We start from the raw sequence: 24,172 nt of genomic DNA, 5'->3' as shown, positions 1-24,172 counted from the left end.
ATCGCCTTACCAGCTACGTCCAAACCCCTTACCAAAAAGCTGGTTCCTCCACCCGGACCTCAACCAATACCTGCCAATTCCACCCACGACAACGTCGACTAGGTCCACAACAACTGGACAGCGCTCGGCTTCCCCATCACGCTGGAAACCACCACCTTCGCGTTTGGCTACTCGTTCGTCGCCACCAACCCCGACGGAGACCGCCTCCGCGTCTGCAACACCAACGCCACTGGGTTCGCCTGAATATAGAGCACCTCTAGCGTCGGTATTCACATGTACTTGAGTACAAATATTCATTTGTGTTATCGTGGTTCACGAAATTTGGAGGTGACAAGTGGGCACGGCAAAGGCAATCGATGTTGACTTAGCGTTGCGCGCGCTGGCCGACGCCAACCGTCGCGCGATCATGAAGGTCATCCGTTCAGACCCCCAGCCAGTGGGCAAGGTGGCCCAGGTGGTGGGCTTGTCGCAGCAGACGACCTCCCACCACCTGCGAACGTTAGAACGTGCGGGTCTGGCCACGATCACGGCTGATCGTACTCGTCACCTGTACGCGCTGAACACGGACGGCCTAGCGGCTGTGCAGTCGTATTTGAATGGCTTCTGGCCTGGGAAGCTGGCTGCATTGAAGTCCGTCATCGAACAGCGAGAAGCAGACCAACATGGCTGAGTTTCGAGACTGGATCGAGATCGCGGCATCGCCTGAGACTGTGTTCGCGTACCTCACGACAAACGAGGGCATGACGGCATGGATGGGTCAGTATGCCGATCTTGACCCCACTCCCGGCGGCCAGTTCGCCGTCGACATTGCCGGCTACCCCGTCCGCGGTGAGTATCTAGCGCTCGAACCGCACCGACGCGTAGTGGTTTCGTGGGGCTTCCCCGGCAACGATGAACTTCCGGCCGGGGCCTCCATAGTCGAGTTCGAGCTGACCCCGACCGCGACGGGAACCCGTGTCGATCTACGGCACTTCAACCTGCCGGAGGTTGCCGTTCGTGGCCACACTGATGGTTGGGCTAACTTCCTACCACGCCTGCGCTTGGCTGGTGCAGGCCTCGACGCGGGCCCCGACCACTGGCGTCCTCTCACTAACTGACACGGATCACGAAAGGAACCCCACGCATGACATCACCGACTCCCTATGACATCGTCACGAGCTACCACCGGGCCTGGACCACATGCGACATCGAGACCGCCATGTCCTATGTTGCCGACGATATTACCTGCCGAGCCCCCGGCGTCGATCTGAACGGCAAGCAGGCCTACCAAGACTATATTGCTGCCTTCGCGCCCAACCTGACCGGGATCAGCGACATTGCCGAGTTCGCAGACGGTGATCGTGTGGCGTTGTTCTACTACCCACAGACCGCGACCACCGACACGACACCAGCCGCTGAGTGCTTCACGGTCCATGACGGCAAAATCGTCGACAGCGTGCTGATCTTCGACCCGCTCTCCTACCGCCCACCCGCCCAAGGTTGATACTGATGGCTGCTCCAACCCCGCCGCAACACGCTCTCCTGCAGCGGGTACATGACCTGATTGTCGCCGAGCCCGACGTGCGTGAAGTGTCGATGTTCGGCGGTCGCGCGATCATGGTCAACAACAAAATAATCGTCAGCGTCGGCAAGGACGGCAACCTCCTAGTCCGCGTCGACCCCACCAACCACGAGTCATTGCTGAACCAGCCAGGTGCCGCTCAAGCCGAGATGGGTGCGGGGAGAACCATGGGCCGTGGCTGGATCTCCGTCTACCCCGAAGCGCTCGAAGACGACCACCACCTCGCCTCCTGGCTTAGCACCGCCTTAATCTACAACCGCACCAACACAGGTGCCCAGTCATAAACGACTTCAGTGGCTTCCAAACGGGCCCATTTGAGTCCTTCACCGACCTCAGCCGCGACAACTCGAAAAGCTTTTAGAAAGCCAACCGGGATAGATGGCAGCAAGACGAGAAGGCACCCATGGCAGCGTTGATCGAAAAACTTGCCGCAGACTTCGGACCGCTGGGCGAGGGGCTCGAGGAATACAACCTCATCCCGTCCGACCCTAATGAGGAAACCACCCAGTTTTCTCTGGGCATTTACGTACCGGATGTCGATCGTGTCGTCGAGGCTGCTATCGCCCGCGGTGCGTTCCTGCGTGAGCCGATTGCGAATTTTGTATCAGGTGATCGGTTCGGCTCGATTCGCGATCCCTTCGGTATCCGATGGTCGGTCATAACTCGCGTCGAAGATCTCAGCGACGATGAATCCGCCCGCAGAGTCACCGCCTGGCTTGCGGAGTCAAGTAACCAGAAGCCTGAATAGGCAATGCTTACAAGCAGCCTTAAAAGCTAGGTGCATCCGTCAAGACATGCTATGACCCGCCCCACTCTCGACGCCGCGGAAACCACGACGTGACCGAATACGAGCGCATGAGCGTCGAATTCACGTCCAACCGAGCTGGGCCGCAGCACAGTACATTAGAGGTAACGGAGAGTGAGGAACCCCGATGAGGAAGATCGTGCTCGCGCCGGACTCCTTCAAGGAGTCGATGACGGCGCTTCAGGCTGCCCAAGCCATGCAGCGGGGAGTACAGCGGGTGCACCCAGACGCCGCATGCACTCTGGTGCCGATGGCTGACGGCGGCGAGGGCACCACGGGCGCAATTGTCGACGCCCTGGGGGGCCAGCTGCTTGACATCCCCACCGTGGACGCTTTAGGACGTCCTATCCTCGGCACCATCGGTCTGATCGAGGCGGAGTCGACCGTCGTTCTCGAGATCGCCTCGGCCGCGGGCATCGATCTCATCGCTCCAAAAGAACGTGACGTAGAGTTTGCGACGTCGCGCGGTGTCGCCGACCTAATCACCGCCACTCTTGAGACTGGTGCGAAGCGCCTAATCGTCGGTCTTGGTGGCTCCGTCACCAATGATGGCGGCGCCGGGATGCTCACCGGGCTCGGCGCGAGACTCCTAGACGCCGACGGCAACGAGCTCCCTCCGCAGCCGCGCGCCCTCAAGCATGTCGACCAGATCGACCTCAGCGAGCTTGATCCGCGCCTATCCCGAGTCCGGATCGATCTCGCTTGCGATGTCACGAACCCGCTGCTCGGCCCAGAGGGAGCAAGTGCCGTCTTCGGGCCGCAGAAAGGTGCCTCCCCGGAACAGATCCCTCGTCTAGATCACGCCCTCGAGGTGTACGCCACGGCGCTCGAGAGAGCCGTCGGGCACCGGGTACGCGACCACAAGGGTGCGGGTGCAGCTGGCGGGATCGGCTTCGCACTGCTCGCGCTGGGCGCTCATCAACGTGAGGGGGTCGGGCTCGTCGCCGAAGCCGTGGGTCTGAGTAAGCAGCTCGAGGGTGCCGACCTCGTTCTCACAGGAGAGGGCGCCATAGATGCCCAGACCCTCTCCGGCAAAACTCCCGCAGGCGTGGCCCGCCTCGCCCGCGCCGCAAACATCCCAGTGATCGCCTTCGCCGGCCGTGTCGACCCATCGGCAGACGCACTACTCGAACACGGCTTCATCGCCATCGTCCCCATCCTCCAAGCAGTGAGTGATCTCAACACAGCTCTCACCGAAGCCCCCGAAAACCTCGAACGCTCCGTCGCAACCTGCATGCGCCTTCTTGCAGCGGGCGCGACATGGGGCAATTCGTGCCCCGCATAATGAAGTAGCAACACGGCCTTCAGCCGACCCCGAAGGCTCCGGTACCCGGCAATCGGTAGAACCTGGCCCGGCCTGCAGCCCTGAATCCGGTCGGGCAGCCGAACTCCTCCACTAGGTCCAGCACAACTAGCTCGAAGTCCAATGCCTCACCCACTGCGCCCTGACTTTTTGGTGCGCTAGTCAGTGGGCCCAGATTCGGGTGCTCAGTGTCGATGATCTCGGAGTCCCCCATTCACGGTGCTCGTTTGAGTGAAGCATGAACGCCTAAAAAATACCGCCAGGATCAACTCGTTGTTGCTGCCGCGATAGGTGACGACCGCGTGCCGAAACCGTGAAAACGACATCGATTGTGCGCCACCAAAGCCCGCAGGAAACAGCCATGTACGATCTGCCTGCCTCCGTAGGATCTGCCTTGCTTTTCGAATCGGATTTACCTGGGAAAATGCGGCCGTGAAGGATCTGCCTCAGGCACATTTGCACACGATGAATAGCAGATATGAAGCAGCGTTTCACGCGGAGCTGTTTCGAATCGTACCCGACGTGCTCGACTTTGATGGCGAAGCGGAGGCCACCGTAGGCGGCGACTATGTAATCCGGTGCCAAACGCTTCGTTATATGTGGTGTCGCACCACAACGCGGGCCGTATTCACCCAAACAAGTCCATAACAAACAACAAGGCCCGCACCGAAGCCATCAAAGATGGCAAAAGTACGGGCCTTATCTAAGGAGTGGAGCTAAGGGGAATCGAACCCCTGACCTTCTCGATGCGAACGAGACGCGCTACCAACTGCGCCATAGCCCCAGTGGTTGTAAAGTTTACGCCTGCTGGCTGCCGGATAAAAATCTGCAGCCTAGCAGGCGTTTTCGGGCACCGCGCGGGCGTTAGACCACGACGGCGCGGGCGTTAGCTCACAATCGCGCGGGCACTAACCCACAAGACGCGAACGCTAACTAACACGGCGCGGGGTGCGGTAGTCATAGTCATCGTCGGTGTAGTAATCGGAGGACCTTGTGTATTCCAGGTATTCGAAGTCGGGGCTTTCATCGTCTGCTTCCAGCACCACGGCACCGGGGCGGCGGAGCCGCGCGGGGATGCCTAGTTCCTCGTCGTGGGCGTTGCGGACGCCGAGGCGGGCGCGGCGGAGTTGGCGGATTCGCCGTTCGCGGAGCTGGTTTTCGGCGCGCACCTGCTGGCGCAAAACGAACAGGTAGATCACGATTAAGCTCGCGGCGATGCTCGGGGCGATCCATGCCATGCCGCCGACGATGGCACCGATGATCGTGGTAATCACCAATCCGGCGATCAGGATCATAAAGGTGCGCTGGCGGCGTTGGTAGCGGCTGGTGCGGTTCGCGGCGTCGGCAACTGGGTCGTAGCCCCCGCGGCCACGGCGACGTTCGGCAAACGCCCGGTCCTCCTCGGTGAGTTCGAGCTCTTGTTCGTCGTCGGCGTAGGCTTCGGACTCGTCGAAGTAGTCCACCGGCTCGTCTTCGTCTGCGGCGGGGTGCAGGTAATCGGCGGGCGAGGTGTAGGCATCGTCGTAGCCATAGGGCTCGTCGCCATCCTCCCACTCGTCGGCGAGCTCCACGCGCTCGGTGACGCCTTCGGCGGCGTCCTGGGCGGCCACCTCTTCCGCGAGCTCCGCTTGGAATTCCTCTTCGATTTCCTCCGGCTGCTCGCGGTCGCGCTTGCCGGTGACTGCGGCGAGGAGTCGGCGGGCGCGCACGCTATGGGTCGGCTCGCCCTCGATAATCACCTCGGGCTCTTCGAAAGTCTCTTCTAGCTCTTCTAGGTCTTCTGCTTCGGCCTCTGCGCGGCGCGCCAGGCGGGGCCGGCGGCGCGGCTGCTCTATGTCTCCGCTGCCACCCTCGTAGACGACACGGGTGTCGTCGAATGCGTCGCCAGCGCGGCTGATCGGCTTCTGGCCGCGCAACACTAGAGGCGCAAGCACAAACAGCCAGACTGCCACGATGAGTCCGATCACCAATCCTCCGGACACTCGGGTACCCCTTCCGTCTTTTCACATCAGTCACTTCAGTTACCCGTTAACACTAGCGGTCTAGTCGAATGGTGCTGCGATGCCACGCCGGTTTTTTAGCACACAATACTTGGCAAGTTTGACACCTTTGATCGAATAAGAAACCACCTTTGCAAAGCCTGAAAAGTACTTATCTTTCCAGCTCAGCAGCAGTTTTCAATCACAGGATTCGGCCGGATTCACGCACGCGTTTTACGGCACTTTGTGTGAAATCATCGTCAGTGATGGCCACTAAGTGATGATCCCTCCATTCGCCATTTATGTGAATATTGCGTCTCAAAAAACCTTCCGTACGGAAGCCGCACCGCTCCAGGACTTTCCCGGAGGCAAGGTTCTCCGGAAGGTACGTGGCGGTCACGCGGTGCACACCCACCCGCAGGAACGCGTGGTCCAGGGCGAGCGCCAGCGCGGCCGTAGCCACGCCGCGGCCGGTCACCGAGGAATGCACCCAATAGCCCACCCAGCAATCGCTCACCACGCCGTGTTGGATATTGCCCATGGTCACCTGGCCAACGAAGCGGCCATCCAGTTCGATCGCCAGCGGAAGCGCCACGCCGGCGTCCGCCGAGGAGCGCAGGGAAAGCAACGTGCCCACCCACGCGGCTTTCGAATGTGCGCTCTTCCAACCGCCGGGCACGGTCGGCTCCACCGGCTCCAAGAATTGACGGTCGCTGATGCGCTGCGCCCGCCACGCGGAACCATCGCGCAGCGCCAAGGGCCGCAATCGAACAATTGCATAGTCGGGCAAGCGCACCTCGGGCGTTGCCTCCGGCCAGCCGGGGTGCCGCGGATGCCGGGTCTTGGGTGCGCGAGTCTGGCCGCGCCGAAAGGCTCGCACCATCATCGGCTCTGGGACAAGAAGATCACATCCACCTCATCACCGGGGCGAATCTCCACCACGTCTTCGGGAATCCGCAACATGGCGTTCGCCTCGCTCATACCCGCTAATAGGTGCGCGGGCGCGCCCGTGGCGCCGCCAAAGCCTTCCACCAGGTAATCGTGGGTTTCGGCGTCCCGCATTAGGCGCGCACGGATCAAACCGCGCCGCCCCTTCCGGGACTCCACGCGGTTCAAGGCGCGGGCGCGCACGATCCGCCGCGTGGCGTTGCGCTTGCCCAAGGACATTCGGATCAGCGGGCGCACAAAGGTTTCAAAGATCACCAAGGCGGACACCGGGTTGCTGGGCAGCAGGAATACCGGTATGCCTTCCTCGCCAAGCAAGCCAAAGCCCTGCACCGAGCCGGGGTGCATGGCCACGCGGGTGATATCGATATCGCCCATCTCGGCCAAGACCTTGCGGATCGGCTCGCTGCTCGAACCACCCACCGCGCCGGCGATCACAATGACCTCGCTGCGCAGCAATTGGCCTTCCACGATTTCCCGCAAGCGCCGCGGCTCGCCCGCCGCGATGCCCACGCGGTGCACATCCGCGCCGGCCTCCCGCCCCGCCGCGGCCAATGCATAGGAATTCACATCGAATACCTGGCCTAATCCCGGTTCGCGTTCGATATCCACCAGCTCATGCCCCACCGACAAGATAGACACGCGCGGCCGGGGATACACCAACACCTTGGACCTCCCCACCGCCGCCAACAAGCCGATGTGCGCCGGCCCCAGCAACGCCCCGGGGGTGACCGCTACGTCGCCAGGTTGGATATCGTCGCCGACCCGGCGCACGAATTCGCCCGAACGCACGGGGCGCTGAGCCACCACCCGCCGGGAGCCGCGATCGGACCATTCGAGGGGGAGCACGGCGTCGGCAAGCGCGGGCAAGGGAGCGCCGGTATGCACACGCACGGCCTGTTTCGGTTGCAAACGCAATGGCTGCTGGGAACCCGCCGCCACCTCGCCCACCACGGGCAAGGATACATCGCGCAGCTTCGGCCGCTCCTCGGATTCCTCGGACGCGCGAGGGGCCAACGGGCGTTCCCCTCCCACGTCGACGGCGCGCACGGCGTAACCATCAATGGCGGCCTGGGCGAACCCGGGCAGCGGGCGCGTCGCCTGGACTTCCTCCGCACACATCAAGCCGAGGGCCTCGGAGATGGCGATGCGCACCGGTTCGGGGGTGACAGCGGCGCGGGTCACCAGCACCAATTGCTCCTCGACAGAACGCATGTGCCCCTCCTTGTAAGGCGAACTAGTGTGCAGTGTTCGAATTACAACGTTATACCGCGTTCGCGCAGCATCCGGGCAATGGCACGCTGCAACCCAGGCCCATACGTGGGGTGATCCAAACCGAAGTCCACGCACGCGCGAATATAGCCACCGGGATTGCCCAGGTCATGGCGCTTCCCGCGGTGCACCACGATATGCACCGGGTGGCCCTCTTTGATCAGCAACTCGATGGCGTCGGTGAGCTGCAATTCTCCGCCCTTACCTGGGGTGATGCGGCGCAGGGCGTCGAAAATCGCGCGGTCCAGCAGGTAGCGCCCGGTGGCAACGTACGTCGACGGCGCCTCCTCCGGCTCCGGCTTCTCCACCATACCGGTGACGCGTTTCACATCCTCGTGCTCGCTTTCCTCGATATCGAACACGCCATAGTTGCTCACCTCGTCGAGCGGAACATCGAACGCGCACAACACGGAGCCGCCGTATTCCTGGCGCACATCCGCCATCGTTTCCATGACGCCCATGGGCAGCACCAGGTCGTCGGGCAGCATCACCGCAAACACGTCCTCATCATCGTCGAGCACGCTTTCGGCGAGCCCCACCGCGTGCCCCAGGCCCAGCGGACGCGGCTGCTCCACGGGGATGGCGTGAATCAATTCCGAAGCTCGTTTTACCTTGGCCAGCTGCTCGTCCTTCCCCCGCGCGGCGAGCGTTTCCTCCAGCTCAATGTTGCGCTCGAAATGCGCCAGCACCCCCTGCTTCCGGGGGGCGGTGATCACGGCGAACCGCGTGGCGCCCAAGCTTGCCGCCTCCTCGGCAATGACTTCGATGCCGGGCGTGTCCACCACGGGCAGCAATTCCTTCGGCACCGTCTTTGTCGCCGGCAAGAATCGCGTACCCAGGCCTGCAGCGGGGACCACGACCGTCTTTACTGCATGTTTATGATCGCTAATGGAGAGGGTCATAAAACTTAAGCCTACCGACCCCAATAGCAACACCGCGTACAATTGCAACAATTCTGGGTGTGTTTTCATTATGGTCAAACCCATGTCTAAGGCATTGTTACGGCACAACCTACTTTCGCGGCGCGCGGCAATAACTGCGGACCCCCAGCCACTCATTGCGCACATCTGCAATTATATCGCCGCGCACGGTATTGCCACCGCCGCCGCCTACGTGCCCACCGCAACCGAACCTGGAGGCGGACTCGCGCTTATCGACGCCCTGACTTCCGCAACCCAAACCCTGTACCTCCCCGCCATTGCCGCACAACGCCAACTAACGTGGGGAACCTACACGGCGCCCTCGGATTTGCGACGCGGACGCTTTAATATCCCCGAGCCGCGAGAAGCCCCCTGGGGCAATAATGTGCTCGCAAGCTGCGAATTGGTGCTCGTGCCGGGGTTGGCCTGCACGCCGGGCGGGGTGCGTTTGGGGCGCGGCGGCGGGTTTTATGATCGCGCATTGGCGGGGCTGGACCGAAGCGTTTGCGAGCTGGCGGTAGTGCTGCACCCATGGGAAGTGCTGGACGATATCGAGTTCGAACCGCACGATGTCTTGATGGACCGAATATTTACCGCTGAGGGAACCGTGCGATGCTCGCGTGACGTCTAAGAGGGTATGAAATTTGCGCTGCCACAACTGAGCACACCGGGTTGGCGGCGGTCGCGGGACCTCCGGCGGATCGCTGCATTTATCCTGCTAACCATGGCAATTGCCTTAACGTTTCACAGTCTGGCGGATCCGAATTCGCGGGTATTAATCGCAGCTCAAGATATTTCGGCGGGTTCCGAAATAACGGCGGAGGCGATTTCGCTGGAATCCGTTCCGGATATTCTGCGGCCCGAAGGAACGTTTCAATCTGCCGAGGAAATCGTGGGAAGCATTGCGGCCACTACGATTCGAAAAAAGGAGGTAATTACCCCGTCGCGGATCCTGGGTAACGCCCTCACAACCGAATTAGTGAGCAGTAACACAATCGCCCGCGAGGATGACCCGCCGACGATGGTTCCGGTTGTAGTTGCGGATCCCACAATCATTCCGCTGTTACACCACGGAGATACCGTGAATATCGTCTCCCAGGGCCAGGACGAGCATTCTCCGCGCGTTATTGCCGCAGGTGGGAGGGTAGTTTCGGATGGCATTTCAATGGAAAGCGAAACTCAAAGAAACAACTCCACAATACTCGTTGCCTTGCCACAATCCGCCGCGCATAGCGTTGCCGGCGCCTCCCTAAATACTCCTCTCACGGTGGTAATTACTGGGCCTCGCGCGAACAAATCTCAAATAAGAATGGACCCAGAACCATAACATCCGCTAAGGTTATCCATGTCCTTCGGGCACGTTTCTCAAATAACGCTTTCTCTGAGACTCACCTAAGCATCTCGTATATTTTTGCCACCAAATTCTTGAGGAGACTGTTATGCTTCAGGGCTTTAAAGACTTTATCATGCGCGGCAACGTCATCGACCTGGCTGTCGCCGTGGTTATCGGCGGTGCATTTACCGCAATCGTCACGGCCTTTACCGATAACCTGATTAATCCCGCGATTGCCGCCCTCGGATCCGCCGATGTTTCCGGCCTTGGTTTCCAGATCACATCAAACCCGGCAACGTTTATGGACTTTGGCAAGGTAATCACCGCCGCCTTGAACTTCCTCATTATCGCAGCGGTTGTCTACTTCGTGCTGGTGCTGCCCATGAACAAGCTGAAGGAGCTGCAAGACGCCCGCAAGAAGGTGGAGACGGAAGAAGACGTCCCAGTCCCGATCGAGGTGGAACTCCTTTCCGAAATCCGCGATCTGCTCAAGGAAGGCAACCCCAGCGCAGGCGCAACCAAGAATCCATTCTGACCCGCGCCTAGGCCACCAAGCGCCTTAACCTCCGCCCCGCACCCCTCCCCGGCGTGCGGGGCTTTCGCGTCTCTCGGTGTGCGGGTTTTCGCGTCCGGCGTGGGGTTTTCGCGTCTCGGCGTGGGGTTTTCGCGGACCGGCGTTCGCAGCAAAACCACCCCGACGACGAAGCTCAACCGCCGAAGCCTGGGCGCGCGGCATGCGTAAAACCTAGACGTCCGCAACCCGAACCACCCGCGCACAGTGCGAATCTGCCCGAGCCATCGGCCTGTGCGGATCTGCCTCAGGCAGATCTAACACGGCCGTTTCGCGTTCCTGCGGAAACGCCACCGCGCGGCAGTCGGCGTGTCGAATCTGCCTGACCGGGGGTTCCGCGGACCGGCGTGCACAGCAAAACCACCCCAACGACGAAGCCCAACCGCCAGAGTCTGGGCGCGCAGCGTGCATAAAACCTAGACGTCCGCAACCCGAACCACCCGCGCACAGTGCGAATCTGCCCGAGCCATCGGCCTGTGCGGATCTGCCTCAGGCAGATCTAACACGGCGGTTTCGCGTTCCTGCGGAAACGCCACCGCGCGGCAGTCGGCGTGTCGAATCTGCCTGACCGGGGGTTTCGCGGACCGGCGTGCACAGCAAAACCACCCCAACGACGAAGCCCAACCGCCAGAGTCTGGGCGCGCAGCGTGCATAAAACCTAGACGTCCGCAACCCGAACCACCCGCGCACAGTGCGAATCTGCCCGAGCCATCGGCCTGTGCGGATCTGCCTCAGGCAGATCTAACACGGCGGTTTCGCGTTCCTGCGGAAACATCACCGCGCGGCAGTCGGCGTGTCGAATCTGCCTGACCGGGGGTTTCGCGGACCGGCGTGCACAGCAAAACCACCCCAACGACGAAGCCCAACCGCCAGAGTCTGGGCGCGCAGCGTGCGTAACACCTAGACGTCCACAATCCGAACCACCCGCGCACAGTGCGAATCTGCCCGAGCCATCGGCCCTGGCGGATTTGCCTCAGGCAGATCTGACACGGCGGTTTCGCGTTCCTGCGGAAACATCACCGCGCGGCGGTCGGCGTGTCGAATCTGCCTGACCGGGGTTTCGCAAGCCCGTGTGCGCAGCAAATTCACCCCAAAAGAACGAGGCCCAGCACATCCCCAGCGTGCTGTCGTATTTAACCTGTGCAATCCAGGCGCCTTACTGCCGCCCCGCACATCCCCTCCCCGCGGTGTGCAGGGCTTTCACATCCCTTGCAGTGCTTTTAACTCTTCCCCCAGTGCGGCGGCATTTCGGAGCGCCAAAAGTCCTCGCTGAAGCCGCCGTGAGTTTCTAGGTCGGCGGCCGATCCGCCGCGCTCGTATCCGCGCTGCTCGTATCCTTCCGACGCAGCTCGCGGAGCGCCGATCCGCGAAGCTTTGCTTGGCAGATCGGGGCTTTTGTCCACACCCGGGGTCTGGCATTCGCGGACGGCCCGCCGGCGCCGGTGCTGGCGCCGATCACACCGATCCGGCCGGTCCGACGCCCCTTCCCCACGCCCAGCGGCCTCACCCGACGACGCCCCAGACCCGCCGGTGCTCGCAACCATTAGCCGCGCCGAAGCTGGTCGATCACGTGGTGCACCAATGGACCGAGGGTGGCCATGCCGTCCCTGATCGCCGCGCGCGAGGGCGCTAGGTTCACAATCACGGTCGAACCGGAGACCCCGGCGATGCCGCGCGAGGTGCAGGCATCTACCGCGCCGCACGCCAATCCGGAGGAGCGCAGCGCTTGGGCGATGCCGGGAAGGATCATGTCCAGCACGGACCTCGTCGCATCTGGGGCTTTGTCGCGGGGGCCTACGCCGACGCCGCCGACGGTGATCACCAGGTCGGCCCCGCCTACCACGGCGGTTTCGATGGCCTGGCGGATATCAATCCGCGTGGATTCGACATTAACCACGGCGTCGACGGTAAAGCCGTCTTCGTGCAGGAGTTCGGTAACCAACCGGTCGGTGTCCTCGCCGCTGGTATACAGATCGTCGGCAACGAGCACCACAAGGGCGCGGCGCAGCGAGTGCGACGCCTGGGCGTTTTCCTCCGCCCGCAGCACCTCTGGGTCGGGATCGTTGAGGTCGGATAAGGAAGAAATCACGTGGTCCATGGTGTGGTGCCCTTTCCGTAACTCGGGATACTACTGTTGAGGAAGCGTGACTTGAACGTCCCGTGTTTCCTTTGAATCCGGATTCATTACTTTCAGTGTGACAGTTTCTCCGAAATCTAGGGCGCGAATCGCAGCAATCACAGCATCTGTTTCGCCGATCCGCCGGTCACCAACCTGCACGATCAAATCACCAGCACTGATTCCAGCCTTTTCCGCCGGGGAATTCGGCTCCACGCGGGCAATAAGCGCGCCCGGCCCTGGGTAGCGCTGGTCCAGCCGCACACCAATCTTCGGATGGCTAATGCTGCCGTCTTTAATGAGCTGATCGGCGTATCGCCGCGCCTGATTCGCCGGAATAGCGAACCCAAGCCCCACGGACCCCTGCGTCTCGCTGTAGATGATCGAGTTCACGCCAATGAGCTGACCCTGCATGTTCACCAGTGGCCCACCGGAGTTGCCGGGGTTAATGGAGGCGTCGGTTTGAATGGCGTCGATAAACACTTCGCCGCTTTCATCGCCGATGCGCACTGGGCGGTTGAGCGCGGAAACAATTCCGGAGGTCACGGTGGCGGTCAACCCGTGCGGGGCGCCCACGGCGAGCACGGAATCACCCACCACTACTTCGTCGGAGTTACCAAAAGTAATCACCGGCAGGTCGCTCACGTCGCGGATTTTAATCACGGCAACGTCCGTCTCCACGTCCCCGGCCACCACGTCGGCTTCGTAGATAGAGCCGTCGTTGAGCAGCACTTCGATTTTGCCGCCGTCTTTGGCCAGCTGCACCACGTGGTTATTGGTCAGCACATGGCCGTCCGAAGAAATGATCGAACCCGACCCGGTGCCGCCTTCAGTGTTGTTCGCCACATAAATGGACACCACGGTGGGCAGCACGTTTTTGGCTACCTCGGAAACATTGCCGGGTTCCGACAGGCCGCTGCGTTGCGCGGGCGCTTCGTTGAGCGCGCTGATAGTATCGCTTACGGAGCCTTGACGCGATGCCAGCACAACACCGGTGGTTGCACCGGCACCAATGGCGGCTACCAGCATCAATGCGGCAAGCGTTCCAATGCCCACGGTCCGTTTTTGCTTCTTCGGCGGCTCCGCAGGCGCGGGTTGCGCGCCATTGTCGGCGACGGCGGGCGGTGGCGCAACAGGTGGTACGGGGGGCGGTGTCGCTCCCGAGATTTGCGGTGGTACGTTTCCTGCCGGTTGTTGGTTTCCGCTCAGCGGAGAGTTGTATGCCGGCGCGTCATCCGTGCTTTTCGACGCCGCACCCTGCCCACCCCCAGGCTGCCCTTGCTGCCCGTGGCGGTTACGCAAGTACGGATTCTCCGGGATGCTTGCCTGCGGCGCGGCGGCCTGGATACCCATCATGCCGGGGGCTACCTGCTGCGCAAACGCGCTGGTTGGGGCTGCGCTCGGCGGCAGGTGCGACCCGACGGGAGGCTGCGGCGGCACCGAGGGGCTCGGCGGGATTCCAGGCGCGATCGGCGGTACGGATTGTGGTGGCTCCCCGTCCGCGTCAGGGTTCGATTCACCTGTATCTGGCGTGCCGGAATCTGCTGTGCCGGAATCCGGTGTGCCCCAGGTAGGTGCGGCCGTCCAATCGGCGACGGGCACATACTCGGGGCTTTGTGGCTCAGCTGCTGGCTGAGAAGGCTCTTGACCTGGTTGCGGCCGCTCAAGGGAAACGGTTTCCTCGGTCCCAACGTCTTCCAGCGCCGGTTCCTCTTCCTCCGCGGCCGCGGCCGGTGCGGCCGGTTCGCTCGGGGCGGGTTGCGCCGCATCAGCAACGGAGGATTCGCTCCCCTGTGCTGTATCGGATTCGCTCGGAGAAACCTGCTCCTGAGCGTCCTTGTTTTGGGATTGAGATTCGTTCGCGTCAGTCATTATGAACCTTTCAACTGGGGCTGCGCTGCGACAAAGCCTACGACAACGCTACCAACACCAACGGGGGTACGGAAAGACCCCCTTAATGTTTCAGCTGCGAGCGTTTCTCCCACAACTGTGCGAAAAAGTCTTTTCGGCTCCCGTGTCCGCGAGGGGAACTCGACGGTTCTTCCGCTGCTGCTTTTTCGCCCGCGTCATCGTCTTCCACATCGGTTGCGCCGTCTGCGCGGGCGCCCGGCAACGTGACCCGCATCAAAGCGCCACCGTCATCGGATTCCTCCGCCACGATGGTACCCGCATGCCGCACGATCACTTGCTTCACAATTGCTAGACCGAGGCCGGAGCCCGGCATGGAGCGCGCCTGGATAGACCGATAGAAACGCTCAAACACTTTCTCACGGTCCTCCACCGGGATGCCCGGGCCGGAGTCCGCAAAGGTCAATTCCACCGAATTATCCGAAAGCTGGCGCATAGCAATGCGCACCACACCATTGGGCGGCGACCACTTCGCCGCGTTATCCATCAGGTTCAGCGTCGCCCGTCCAAGGGCAAACGGGTCACCGTACATGGTCCACGGAATGGTCTTCACCTCAAAGCTCACATCCGGGCGGCGGCGCTTCACGCGCTCCAGCGAGGTTTCCATGCATTCGCCAAGATCCAGCGGCTCCACCACCTGCTGCGGCCCGTCCTCGCGGGCGAGGTCCACCAGGTCGCCGATAAGCGTTGACATCTCGTCGATCTGCGCGATTACGTCTCGCTCTAGGTCGCGCCGGTCCGATTCGGAAATGCACGCCCCGTTTGATGAGTTCACCATCATCAACAGCTCCACATTGGTGCGCAGGCTTGTCAGCGGCGTTTTCAATTCGTGCCCGGCGTCCGCGACCAGCTCCGTTTGCCGGGTTCGCGAGGCCTGCAACGCGGCAAGCATATCGTTAAAACCTCTGGTAAGACGCGCGAGCTCGTCGTTGCCCTGCACGGGTATGGGGCGCAGGTCGTCGGTACGCGCCACGTAATTCACGGCGTCCTGCAAGCGGTTTACCGGCCGCAAGCCTGCCGACGCCGCGCCAATACCTGTTCCCAGCGCGGCCAGCACGCCGACGGCACCGACGAGGGTCAGCATCACGCCAAGCGAACGGGTGAGATCGTGCATGCTCTGCAGGTCTTGGGCCAAAATCACCGTCGCGCCAGCCTCGTTGTTCTTAGCCAAAATGCGTTCGGAACCATTGGTGCGTACGGTCATCTCCTTGGCGCCGGTAAGCACGTCCACCTCGTCGACGACCTGAATCGGATCACCAACGCCGGTCGGTGAGCCGGGCGCAAAATACGCCACCCGAATCTCGGGATTATAAGACTTAAACGAAGCCAGTTCCGGGCCAGGGCTAATCACAAAGTTAGGGTCGAAGCTGTTATACAGCAGCGAATTGGCCTTCTCCTCTAATCCTCGATCCACAGATCTGCTCAATGAAGAGCTCACTGAGAAAAAGGCGACAATCGTCACCAAAATCACGGCAATCGCAACCATCAAGGCTGTGACCAGCGCCAGCCTAAAACGCAGCGAAAGGCTCGTTGGTGACGACAACCCGCCCAAATGAGCGGGCGTCTGCGAGCCGCCTTCCGGATTGGTGAACTCACCGGAAGGCGGCGTACGGAGAATCACGGTGCGGTCTCCCGCAGCACGTAGCCAACGCCACGAACGGTGTGAATCAGACGCGGCTCACCTTCCGCCTCCGTCTTCCGCCGCAGGTAACCGATATACACCTCAAGCGCATTGCCGGAGGTGGGGAAATCATAGCCCCACACTTCCTCCAGAATGTGCGAGCGGCTGAGCACGCGGCGCGGATTGGCCATAAGCAGCTCCAACAGCGCAAACTCCGTGCGCGTCAGGCTGATCGGACGGGACCCACGGGTCACGTCACGCGTATCCGGGTTCAGGCGAAGATCCTCAAAAGCCAGCTCGGTGTTGGTGTTGGTGCCGATACCCTCGGCGGCGGCCCGGCGGAGCAAGGAGCGGACACGCGCCAGCAGCTCCTCAAGGGCGAAGGGCTTAGGCAGATAGTCATCAGCGCCGGCGTCCAGGCCTGCGACGCGGTCGGACACACCATCCCGAGCGGTGAGCACCAAAATCGGGCGATCGTCGCCGGTGGAGCGGAGGCTGCGGCACACCTCGAGCCCATCCATGCGCGGCATCATGACATCCAGAATGACCAAATCAGGTTGATCACGTTCAATTGCTTCCAATGCCGCCGCGCCGTCATCCGCAAGGGTGACATCATATCCATTGAAGCTCAGCGAACGCCGCAGCGATTCGCGAACAGCTTGCTCGTCATCTACAACAAGAATCTTCATACCCACTATTTTGCACATGTTCCCCCACAAAGTGCTGATGTATACCCGAAGAAACGATAAGAAAACACCCCCTTAGGAACATGTAGGCCCAGCCCAAAGCTAATGTCAGGCCGCGAAATGTTCTTTCTCAGACTCCCCCATTATTGTGTATAAAACACATTATTCTTAGTTGGTGATGAATCACCACATCATTCTCAGGTTTCAAATTGCAAGGCAATACGGGAACACAAATAGCAAAAGCCCGCGCCTTGCATTGTGATGCAAAGGCGGGGCTAGTACTGCCACGGCGTACCGAATACCCTACACCCGGAAAGTGTCTGGGCACCCAGCACGGCGGCTGCGCTGTTAGCGTGGTGTTCGTCCCAAATCCAGCTGTGCTTAACGGCTGGTGAACGGCAGGAGTGCCATTTCGCGGGCATTCTTGACGGCGGCGGCAACCTGGCGCTGCTGCTGCGGGGTCAAGCCGGTGACGCGACGGGAACGGATCTTACCGCGATCGGAGATGAACAGACGAAGGGTCTTGACGTCCTTGTAGTCCACCTTCTCAATGCCTTCAGCCTTGAGCGGGTTCTTCTTGGGGCGGCGGGACTGCTCCATCCGCGCCTTCTTCAAATTGGTGCGCTTCATTACAACTCCCTTTTACCAGCTGGACTTACGAACGCCCGGCAGCTCACCGCGGTGAGCCATTTCGCGGACGCGAACACGAGACAAACCGAACTTGCGGAGGTAGCCGCGGGGACGGCCGTCGGCGGCGTCGCGGTTGCGCACGCGGGACGGGGAGGCGTCGCGGGGCTGACGGTTCAGCTCGAACTGAGCGTCGAGGCGATCCTCGTCCGAGGTGTTCGGGTTCTTGATGATTGCCTTGAGCTCGTTGCGGCGCGCCGCATAGCGGGCGACGATTTCCTTGCGCTTTTCGTTCTTGGCGATCTTAGACTTTTTAGCCATGGATTATCGCTCCTCGCGGAATTCGACGTGCTTACGGGCGATCGGATCGTACTTCCGCAGGGTCATACGGTCAGGGTTGTTTCGCTTGTTCTTGCGGGTGACATAGGTGTAACCGGTGCCAGCCGTAGACTTCAGCTTGATAATCGGGCGGATATCGTTACGTGCCATCTGTTAGACCTTCTCCCCACGTGCGCGGATCTTGGCAACGACGGACTCGATACCGTCGCGGTCGATCACCTTCAGGCCCTTGGTGGACACGGTCAGGGTGATGGTACGGCCCTCGGAGGGCAGATAGAATTTACGACGCTGCACGTTGACATTCCAACGGCGGTTCGTGCGTCGGTGCGAGTGCGAGACGGACTTGCCGAAACCCGGCTTGCGTCCCGTGACCTGGCAAATAGCCGACATGGACTTTAACTTTCTCCTAGCCGCCCACATCATCGCAATGGCCGCAGCCGCACCAAACAAAACCACACAAGTATGTGTTCGGGGCGCGGCCATGCCAGCTGACGGGGCGAAAACGAATACTTCGACAACAGCAAGGGAACACCCTACCTGGTTTCCTGCGATTTACCTAATCGCCCGCTCAAGAACTCACCGCGAACTCACCGCGCGCAACCCGCCTCCCGGCCCTAACGCAGCCGCGCGGCATACGGCCCGCGCTTGATACCTCAATATAGTGCGCGGGCGGCGTACATAGTGCACGGCTTTTGCGTTCGCATGGGGCTAGCCACTACGCTTGAACGGTCGAACTTATTCCGGCTGTTCCTTACTCGCCAGCGCCACCTATTCGCACTGGCGAGCTAGGCTGTGGCTGCGGGATTTCGAGTTTCGGCGGTCTACGTTGTAGGATTCTGCGATGCGTACGTGACTGCGCGCCCCCACCACGAATAGTGGTAACGGCGTGCGGTCGGTGGCGTGTCTTGATTGGTCCTCGTTGCCTCGTTTTAGCGGCTTCGTGGCTTGCGGGCACCTTCGGTTTCCAGGAGGGGTTTCCCGACCGACAGCGCCCAGCACGCCGAGAAGCACTAGTACTTGATCTTTAGGGATGAGAATGAAGAAGGATATCCACCCCGACTACCACCCGGTGGTCTTTCAGGATGCGGGCACGGGTCACAAGTTCCTAACCCGTTCCACCGCGAAGAGCAATCGCACCGTGCAGTGGGAGGACGGCAACGAGTACCCACTGATCGTCGTTGATGTCACCAGCGAGTCGCATCCCTTCTGGACCGGCGCTCAGCGTGTTATGGACACCGCTGGCCGTGTTGAGAAGTTCCAGCGCCGCTACGGCAACCGCGCACGCCGCACCAAGAAAGCTTAAAGGAGGGAATAAGACATGGCAGTTCCAAAGCGCCGCATGTCCCGGGCTAACACCCATCACCGTCGTTCCCAGTGGAAGGCCCGCAATGTCGCCCTCCAGGAAGTGAAGATCGACGGCCGCACCCACCTGATCCCGCGTCGCCTTGTTAAGGCCGCGCAGCTGGGTCTGGTTGAGGTCGAGCAGTTCTAAGTTCTCGCTCTCGTCGTTTCGCAGCGCGATACTAGCGTTTAGCTAGCGTCGCGCTGTTTTGCTTGTGCCCGTCCCTTCCGGGCGAGTTTTCAGCTGCCGCGGATCGTGCGATAAGTTTAACCACGTGTTGCATTCTTCTTTGATCGACCTCGCCGAACAGGCGCCTCTGTGCCAGGACGCGCCCACCTTGCGCGGTGTGCTGGCGGAAGCCGCTGATTTGGCGCGTAACGCCGCCGATCATGCCACGGATGCCACTGCGATTGCGGGCTGGTATTCGGCTTTGTTGCGCGCCGCTTTGCAGTCCCCGGCCGCCCACGCCCTCGCCCCCGGCGGCACACTCACGCTTACCGGTGCCGCCGCGCGTGACGACGCCCTGCCTCCCTCACCACTCACGTGGCTCACCGTGCTCGAGCGGGACGACAATGTGCCGGACACCCGCCCGATAATCGAACTGATGCGCGGGGTGGGTTGTGTGGTTCTCCCCTCCCCATATCCGGCCTTTACCCGCGCCCAATGGCGGGATCGCATCCATGAGGCCTGTATCCATGAAGATAGCCAGGCGCTTGGCTGGCTCTACGATGCGGGCGGTGAGTTCGCGGAAGCGGTGGTGGACGCGACGTCGACAAGCAATACTGCGGCGTGTTTACTCAAGCAAGTAGTGCTACATAAGCCCCCGGCACTGCGTGTCAACGGCGGGCTGCCCGATCGCAAGGTGGAAATCGACGTCCCGCGCGACCTACTCTACCCGCTCACGCGCCTCACCCGCTGGGCGGGGCTGGCGGCCGGCTACCCCGGCGCACAAACATTCGAACGCCTCGAACATGCTCGGCGAGCGAACGTACTTTCGTGGGAGGAGGCGACCACGCTGGCGGAGGCCTGGCACGCCGGGCATGCGCTGCGGCTGCAACGCTGGATGTCCGGGCTCGGCGGGCGCGTTACCCACCTGGAGGACATGCCCCCGTTGCAGCGCTCCACGTTCGGCGCCTCGTGCCGCGCGGTTGCCGACGTGACACGGGCCGTGGCAGCCCGGCACAACATTGCAGCGTAAGATCGTTCGTCAAGCGCCTGACGGCAGGTGCAGGAAGGAAGCGTGCCGCCTCTATGGCTGGAGCAGTTGGTCGTCCGCGGAAGCAGAGCCCGCGACGTCGTGGGGATACCGCCCGCGACGAAATACTCGATGCCTCCGCGGAGCTGTTCACCACGCGCGGTTTCGCAACCACATCCACCCATCAAATCGCCGAAGCCGTGGGCATTAGGCAAGCCTCGCTGTACTACCATTTCCCGTCGAAGACGGAGATCTTTCTCACGCTGCTGAATTCCACAGTGGCACCGTCCACCGAGCTTGCCGAACGCCTCATGTCCTCCGATGCGGATGCCCCGCTCCAGCTGTGGGCGCTCGTGGCGGCCGAGTCCCGCCTGCTGCTTTCCACGCGGTGGAACGTCGGCCGCCTCTACCAATTGCCAATAGCAAATTCTGACGATTTCGCAGAGTTTCACCGGCAGCGTCGCGAGCTGAAGGACACCTATCGTAGGCTCGCCGCCGCGCTGACCGATGCCGATGATCCCCGCCTTGACCTGCCCTTCCTTATCGCGCAAAGTGTTGTGGAGATGCGCCCCAACGATGGCACCGTGCCCGTACCCCTGCAAACAGGTGTGCTACCGGAGACGTCGATAATGCTTGCCGACGCCGCGCTGGCCGTGCTCGGCGCCCCCCTCCCCGAGCAGCGCGTGGAGCGTTGCCTCGAACTCATTGGCACGGTATAAATAACCCCCAATGTGAGGTAGTTTTCGGGGCTGTGGGAATATAACCCGGCTGAAGTGCACTGATTAGCTACAGTACTGAAAACCTACCAGGAGGTTCCTGTAATGTGTCGTGCAACCACTTGCCCGGATTGTAAAAAGACGACGTGGACCGGCTGCGGCCGTCACATTGACCAAGTGATGGCGTCGGTTCCGGAATCCCAACGCTGCCACCACAAACCCACTAGCTCTGCAGAAGCCGCGGCCGCGCAACCCGCACGCCGGAGTGGTGGCTTCTTGGGCGCGCTTTTTGGAGGACGATAATCCATGACACGCACCATCATCGTCGGCGGGGTCGCCGGCGGCATGTCTACCGCCACCCGCCTACGCCGCAATGACGAATCCCGCGAGATCGTAATCTTCGAACGTTCCGGCTATGTCAGCTTTGCCAATTGCGGGCTGCCGTACCATATCGGCGAGGTGATTCCCGAGCGCTCCTCGCTGCTGCTGCAAACCCCGGAATCCCTGCGCGCCCGCTTCAATATCGACGTGCACGTCCGCCACGAGGTCTTAAGCATCGACCCGGCAGCGCGCAGCGTTGTGGTGCGCGATCTGGAGTCCGGCGAGGACAAGGTTTGGACCTACGATGACCTCGTGCTGGCCCCCGGTGCCCGCCCGAACACACCGCCGATCCCCGGGATCGAACGCGGGTTTGCATTGCGCACGGTGGAGGACCTAGACCGCATCAAGGAGCGCGTCGATGCCCTGGCTGGCGAACACCACCCCGACAACGATGCGGCCGTGGTGATCGGCGGCGGTTTTATCGGCGTGGAGGTGGCCGAAAACCTCGCCCGCCGAGGCCTCGATATCACGCTGGTGGAGGCCGCGCCGCAGATCATGACGCAGCTTGACCCAGAGATGGCCGCCCGGGTGCGCCGCACCATGGAGGAGCATGGCATTCACGTGCTTACTGATACGCTGGTCACCGAGATCGGCGAGGATTCCGTCACCGCCCGCACCGCGGCCGCGGAAGGCCGCCCGGAGACCGAACATACGATCCACGCAGATATCGTGATTACGGCGATCGGCGTGACCCCGGATTCCCACCTCGCCATCGACGCTGGCCTCAAGCATGACGCCCGCGGCTTTATCGTCATCGACGAATATTGCCGCACCAGCGATCCGCACATCTATGCGCTTGGCGACGCAGTGACCAAGCGGGACTTTATCACCGACGCCCCCGTCCCCTTGCCGCTGGCCCAGAACGCCAACCGCCACGGCCGCATCGTCGCCGATGTCTTGGCCGGCCGCGAGGTAACCACCCAGCCGGTGCTGGGCACCGCCATTATAGGCATTTTCGATACCGTCGCGGCGACGACCGGCTGGACCGAAACGCGGCTGCGTTCCAAGGGCCGGCCGTACCGGGCGATCCACTCGCACCCGATCAACCACGCCGGGTACTACCCAGGCGCCGAAGGCATGACCCTCAAACTCCTCGTCGATCCGAACACAGATGCGATTCTCGGCGCGCAGGGCGTGGGCGGCCAAGGCGTGGATAAGCGCATCGATGTCATCGCCACCGCCATTACCGGCGGGATCACCGCCAGCGCCCTCGCCGACCTCGAACTGGCGTACGCGCCACAATTCGGTGCCGCCAAGGATCCCGTCGCCCTGCTCGGCATGATCAATGAAAACCGCGCCACCGGCGACGAAGCCGTCCAATGGCACGAGCTGCAACAACTCATGGCTGATGGCGTCCCCCTTATCGATGTGCGCACCCCGGGCGAAACAAAGACGGACCCGATGCCCGGCGCCGTCAATTACTCCCTCGACGAGATGCGCGAAAACATCGACGAAATCCGCAACCTAGCCAAGGACGGAAAGGTCATTGTGACCTGCCGCGTCGGGCAACGCGGCCATGTCGCCGCCCGCCTGCTGCGCAGCCACGGGATCACCGCCGCAAACCTCGATGGCGGCTACCTCACCTGGGCGGATGGCCGACTAGCGCTCGACTATATGGCCAATCCCACCAAGCGCGCCGGTAAGCACTAGCGAGCCGCCGAGTCCTCGCCTTCGGCAAGCACCTCCGCCAAGGCGAGCACCCGGTGCGCCTGGCTGATCAGCGGGGCGTCAACCATTTCGCCCTCCAGCTGAAACGCACCGGGATAATCCGCGGCCGCCGCCACCACTTTGCGCGCCCATTCCACCAGGCCAGGTTCCGGTTGATACGCCTTGCGCACAAGGGGAACCTGGTTGGGATGGATGCAGGCGCTTCCCGCAAACCCGGAGCGCGCGGCGTCGATAGCCTCGGCGAGCATACCTTGAGGGTTGCGGAAATCTGAGTGCACGGCGTCGATACAAAACTTCCCCTCGGCGCTCGAATGTATGTGCATAAGTGCGCGGGTGAGGCGCATGGGATCGCGGTACGGCCCCAGGCGATCGCTGGGCGCCCCCTCGTCGGGTTGCAGCCGGGAATGCGTGCCACCTAGCAGCACGGTGAGATCCTCCGCGCCCCAGAACAGGCCGACCACGCTCGGGTGCTTCGCTATCGCCGCAAGGTTCACAACTGCTTGCGGGGTTTCCACCATGGCAATCACTTGGAACCCGGCGAGCTCGGCGGGGATTTCATCATACACTTTTGGCACCATGACCAGCGTGTATTCGGTTTCGCGGACCATGGCCACGTCTTCCGCAAACCCGGGATCCGTCGGCCCACACACGCGAACAATCGTTCGAGCCGGGTCAAGGTTGGACGTGCGGATATTCGCCCGCGCCTGCTCCCGCGAACAATTCCCAGCGCCGTCTTCAAGGTCTAGGATCACCATGTCCGCCTTCGCGGCGGCCTTTGCAAACAGCTCCGGGCGATTCGCGGGTGCGAACAAAATTGCGGGTCCAACGATAAGGTGGTGCGTCTGATTCATAGTTCCGATTATGCCTAGGACGCACCCCTCATC

Annotated in this window: 29 protein-coding genes and 1 tRNA gene; 15 read left to right on the top strand and 15 right to left on the bottom strand. The window is 61.8% G+C overall.

Annotated elements, in window-relative coordinates:
* The first annotated feature begins 334 nt into the window (after positions 1–334).
* The 6 genes from CCANI_RS04045 (at position 335) to CCANI_RS04020 (ending at position 3,651) form a co-directional block, all read left to right on the top strand.
* Positions 335–670 (top strand): ArsR/SmtB family transcription factor, encoded by a 336-nt coding sequence (locus CCANI_RS04045; RefSeq protein ID WP_146323927.1) that lies wholly within the window; start codon positions 335–337, stop codon positions 668–670.
* Positions 663–1,097, top strand: a complete 435-nt coding sequence (locus tag CCANI_RS04040; protein ID WP_146323928.1) for an SRPBCC family protein — start codon at positions 663–665, stop codon at positions 1,095–1,097. The genes CCANI_RS04045 and CCANI_RS04040 overlap by 8 nt, the downstream gene beginning before the upstream one ends.
* A gap of 26 nt (positions 1,098–1,123) precedes the next feature.
* Positions 1,124–1,483: a nuclear transport factor 2 family protein gene (locus CCANI_RS04035; protein WP_146323929.1), complete on the top strand. Its 360-nt coding sequence runs from the start codon at positions 1,124–1,126 to the stop codon at positions 1,481–1,483.
* A gap of 5 nt (positions 1,484–1,488) precedes the next feature.
* Positions 1,489–1,845, top strand: a complete 357-nt coding sequence (locus CCANI_RS04030) for a TfoX/Sxy family protein (protein WP_146323930.1) — start codon at positions 1,489–1,491, stop codon at positions 1,843–1,845.
* Between the two features lie 119 nt (positions 1,846–1,964).
* Positions 1,965–2,309 carry a VOC family protein gene (locus CCANI_RS04025; protein ID WP_186750160.1) on the top strand — a complete coding sequence of 115 codons (345 nt, stop codon included), beginning with the start codon at positions 1,965–1,967 and terminating at the stop codon, positions 2,307–2,309.
* Between the two features lie 184 nt (positions 2,310–2,493).
* The gene (locus tag CCANI_RS04020; RefSeq protein WP_146323931.1) at positions 2,494–3,651 is read left to right on the top strand and encodes a glycerate kinase; all 1,158 of its coding nucleotides are present in this window, start codon (positions 2,494–2,496) and stop codon (positions 3,649–3,651) included.
* Positions 3,652–4,380: 729 nt separating this feature from the next.
* Here CCANI_RS04020 and CCANI_RS04015 read toward each other — a convergent pair.
* From CCANI_RS04015 to CCANI_RS03995, 5 genes are all read right to left on the bottom strand, one after another.
* Positions 4,381–4,453 (bottom strand) — tRNA-Ala (locus CCANI_RS04015).
* A 145-nt stretch (positions 4,454–4,598) separates the two neighbouring features.
* The gene (gene sepX / locus CCANI_RS04010) at positions 4,599–5,651 is read right to left on the bottom strand and encodes a divisome protein SepX/GlpR (RefSeq protein WP_146323932.1); all 1,053 of its coding nucleotides are present in this window, start codon (positions 5,649–5,651) and stop codon (positions 4,599–4,601) included.
* 199 nt (positions 5,652–5,850) lie between these two features.
* On the bottom strand, positions 5,851–6,531 hold the full coding sequence (locus CCANI_RS04005; protein WP_146323933.1) for a GNAT family N-acetyltransferase: 681 nt from the start codon (positions 6,529–6,531) through the stop codon (positions 5,851–5,853).
* Positions 6,531–7,808 (bottom strand): molybdotransferase-like divisome protein Glp, encoded by a 1,278-nt coding sequence (glp, locus tag CCANI_RS04000; protein ID WP_146323934.1) that lies wholly within the window; start codon positions 7,806–7,808, stop codon positions 6,531–6,533. The genes CCANI_RS04005 and glp overlap by 1 nt, the downstream gene beginning before the upstream one ends.
* Positions 7,809–7,849: 41 nt before the next feature.
* Positions 7,850–8,767 (bottom strand): UTP--glucose-1-phosphate uridylyltransferase, encoded by a 918-nt coding sequence (locus tag CCANI_RS03995; RefSeq protein ID WP_146323935.1) that lies wholly within the window; start codon positions 8,765–8,767, stop codon positions 7,850–7,852.
* A gap of 82 nt (positions 8,768–8,849) precedes the next feature.
* On the opposite strand from CCANI_RS03995, the gene CCANI_RS03990 reads away from it, so the two are divergent.
* The 3 genes from CCANI_RS03990 to mscL all read left to right on the top strand — a co-directional run bounded on the left by CCANI_RS03990 (position 8,850) and on the right by mscL (position 10,653).
* Positions 8,850–9,416: a 5-formyltetrahydrofolate cyclo-ligase gene (locus tag CCANI_RS03990; RefSeq protein ID WP_186750162.1), complete on the top strand. Its 567-nt coding sequence runs from the start codon at positions 8,850–8,852 to the stop codon at positions 9,414–9,416.
* Positions 9,417–9,509: 93 nt separating this feature from the next.
* On the top strand, positions 9,510–10,112 hold the full coding sequence (locus CCANI_RS03985; RefSeq protein ID WP_186750164.1) for an SAF domain-containing protein: 603 nt from the start codon (positions 9,510–9,512) through the stop codon (positions 10,110–10,112).
* A 112-nt stretch (positions 10,113–10,224) separates the two neighbouring features.
* Positions 10,225–10,653: a large conductance mechanosensitive channel protein MscL gene (gene mscL / locus CCANI_RS03980; protein ID WP_146323938.1), complete on the top strand. Its 429-nt coding sequence runs from the start codon at positions 10,225–10,227 to the stop codon at positions 10,651–10,653.
* Between the two features lie 1,256 nt (positions 10,654–11,909).
* Here mscL and CCANI_RS03975 read toward each other — a convergent pair.
* The 9 genes from CCANI_RS03975 to rpmB all read right to left on the bottom strand — a co-directional run bounded on the left by CCANI_RS03975 (position 11,910) and on the right by rpmB (position 18,376).
* A complete protein-coding gene (locus CCANI_RS03975) occupies positions 11,910–12,233 on the bottom strand; it encodes a hypothetical protein (RefSeq protein ID WP_146323939.1) in 324 nt (107 codons plus the stop codon).
* A complete protein-coding gene (locus tag CCANI_RS03970) occupies positions 12,233–12,787 on the bottom strand; it encodes a MogA/MoaB family molybdenum cofactor biosynthesis protein (protein WP_146323940.1) in 555 nt (184 codons plus the stop codon). Before CCANI_RS03970 ends, CCANI_RS03975 begins: the two co-directional genes overlap by 1 nt.
* Positions 12,788–12,817: 30 nt before the next feature.
* Positions 12,818–14,677 (bottom strand): S1C family serine protease, encoded by a 1,860-nt coding sequence (locus CCANI_RS03965; protein ID WP_246118183.1) that lies wholly within the window; start codon positions 14,675–14,677, stop codon positions 12,818–12,820.
* A gap of 82 nt (positions 14,678–14,759) precedes the next feature.
* Positions 14,760–16,334: a HAMP domain-containing sensor histidine kinase gene (locus CCANI_RS03960; protein WP_246118184.1), complete on the bottom strand. Its 1,575-nt coding sequence runs from the start codon at positions 16,332–16,334 to the stop codon at positions 14,760–14,762.
* Entirely contained in the window at positions 16,331–17,023 is a 693-nt protein-coding gene (locus tag CCANI_RS03955; RefSeq protein WP_146323941.1) for a response regulator transcription factor, read from the bottom strand. Before CCANI_RS03955 ends, CCANI_RS03960 begins: the two co-directional genes overlap by 4 nt.
* A gap of 378 nt (positions 17,024–17,401) precedes the next feature.
* The gene (gene rpsR, locus CCANI_RS03950) at positions 17,402–17,650 is read right to left on the bottom strand and encodes a 30S ribosomal protein S18 (protein ID WP_146323942.1); all 249 of its coding nucleotides are present in this window, start codon (positions 17,648–17,650) and stop codon (positions 17,402–17,404) included.
* Positions 17,651–17,662: 12 nt separating this feature from the next.
* On the bottom strand, positions 17,663–17,968 hold the full coding sequence (rpsN, locus tag CCANI_RS03945; RefSeq protein WP_146323943.1) for a 30S ribosomal protein S14: 306 nt from the start codon (positions 17,966–17,968) through the stop codon (positions 17,663–17,665).
* A gap of 3 nt (positions 17,969–17,971) precedes the next feature.
* Positions 17,972–18,136 carry a 50S ribosomal protein L33 gene (rpmG, locus tag CCANI_RS03940; RefSeq protein ID WP_146323944.1) on the bottom strand — a complete coding sequence of 55 codons (165 nt, stop codon included), beginning with the start codon at positions 18,134–18,136 and terminating at the stop codon, positions 17,972–17,974.
* A 3-nt stretch (positions 18,137–18,139) separates the two neighbouring features.
* Complete coding sequence (gene rpmB / locus CCANI_RS03935) at positions 18,140–18,376, bottom strand: 50S ribosomal protein L28 (protein WP_146323945.1); 237 nt, start codon at positions 18,374–18,376, stop codon at positions 18,140–18,142.
* 646 nt (positions 18,377–19,022) lie between these two features.
* Here rpmB and CCANI_RS03930 point away from each other — a divergent pair.
* From CCANI_RS03930 to CCANI_RS03905, 6 genes are all read left to right on the top strand, one after another.
* Positions 19,023–19,289, top strand: coding sequence for a type B 50S ribosomal protein L31 (locus CCANI_RS03930; RefSeq protein WP_146323946.1), 267 nt, complete (start codon positions 19,023–19,025; stop codon positions 19,287–19,289).
* Positions 19,290–19,304: 15 nt separating this feature from the next.
* The gene (rpmF, locus tag CCANI_RS03925) at positions 19,305–19,478 is read left to right on the top strand and encodes a 50S ribosomal protein L32 (RefSeq protein ID WP_146323947.1); all 174 of its coding nucleotides are present in this window, start codon (positions 19,305–19,307) and stop codon (positions 19,476–19,478) included.
* A 124-nt stretch (positions 19,479–19,602) separates the two neighbouring features.
* A complete protein-coding gene (locus CCANI_RS03920) occupies positions 19,603–20,526 on the top strand; it encodes a putative nucleotidyltransferase substrate binding domain-containing protein (RefSeq protein WP_146323948.1) in 924 nt (307 codons plus the stop codon).
* A gap of 53 nt (positions 20,527–20,579) precedes the next feature.
* Positions 20,580–21,242, top strand: a complete 663-nt coding sequence (locus CCANI_RS03915; protein WP_146323949.1) for a TetR/AcrR family transcriptional regulator — start codon at positions 20,580–20,582, stop codon at positions 21,240–21,242.
* 102 nt (positions 21,243–21,344) lie between these two features.
* Positions 21,345–21,542 carry a DUF8730 family Cys-rich protein gene (locus tag CCANI_RS13625; RefSeq protein ID WP_146323950.1) on the top strand — a complete coding sequence of 66 codons (198 nt, stop codon included), beginning with the start codon at positions 21,345–21,347 and terminating at the stop codon, positions 21,540–21,542.
* 3 nt (positions 21,543–21,545) lie between these two features.
* The gene (locus CCANI_RS03905) at positions 21,546–23,270 is read left to right on the top strand and encodes an FAD-dependent oxidoreductase (protein ID WP_146323951.1); all 1,725 of its coding nucleotides are present in this window, start codon (positions 21,546–21,548) and stop codon (positions 23,268–23,270) included.
* On the opposite strand, the gene CCANI_RS03900 is transcribed toward CCANI_RS03905, so the two are convergent.
* Positions 23,267–24,139: an HpcH/HpaI aldolase/citrate lyase family protein gene (locus tag CCANI_RS03900; RefSeq protein WP_146323952.1), complete on the bottom strand. Its 873-nt coding sequence runs from the start codon at positions 24,137–24,139 to the stop codon at positions 23,267–23,269. The genes CCANI_RS03905 and CCANI_RS03900 overlap by 4 nt on opposite strands.
* Positions 24,140–24,172: the final 33 nt, after the last annotated feature.

This window comes from Corynebacterium canis (assembly GCF_030408595.1).
Taxonomy (GTDB): domain Bacteria; phylum Actinomycetota; class Actinomycetes; order Mycobacteriales; family Mycobacteriaceae; genus Corynebacterium; species Corynebacterium canis.
This window is presented reverse-complemented; position numbering and strand designations above follow the sequence as displayed.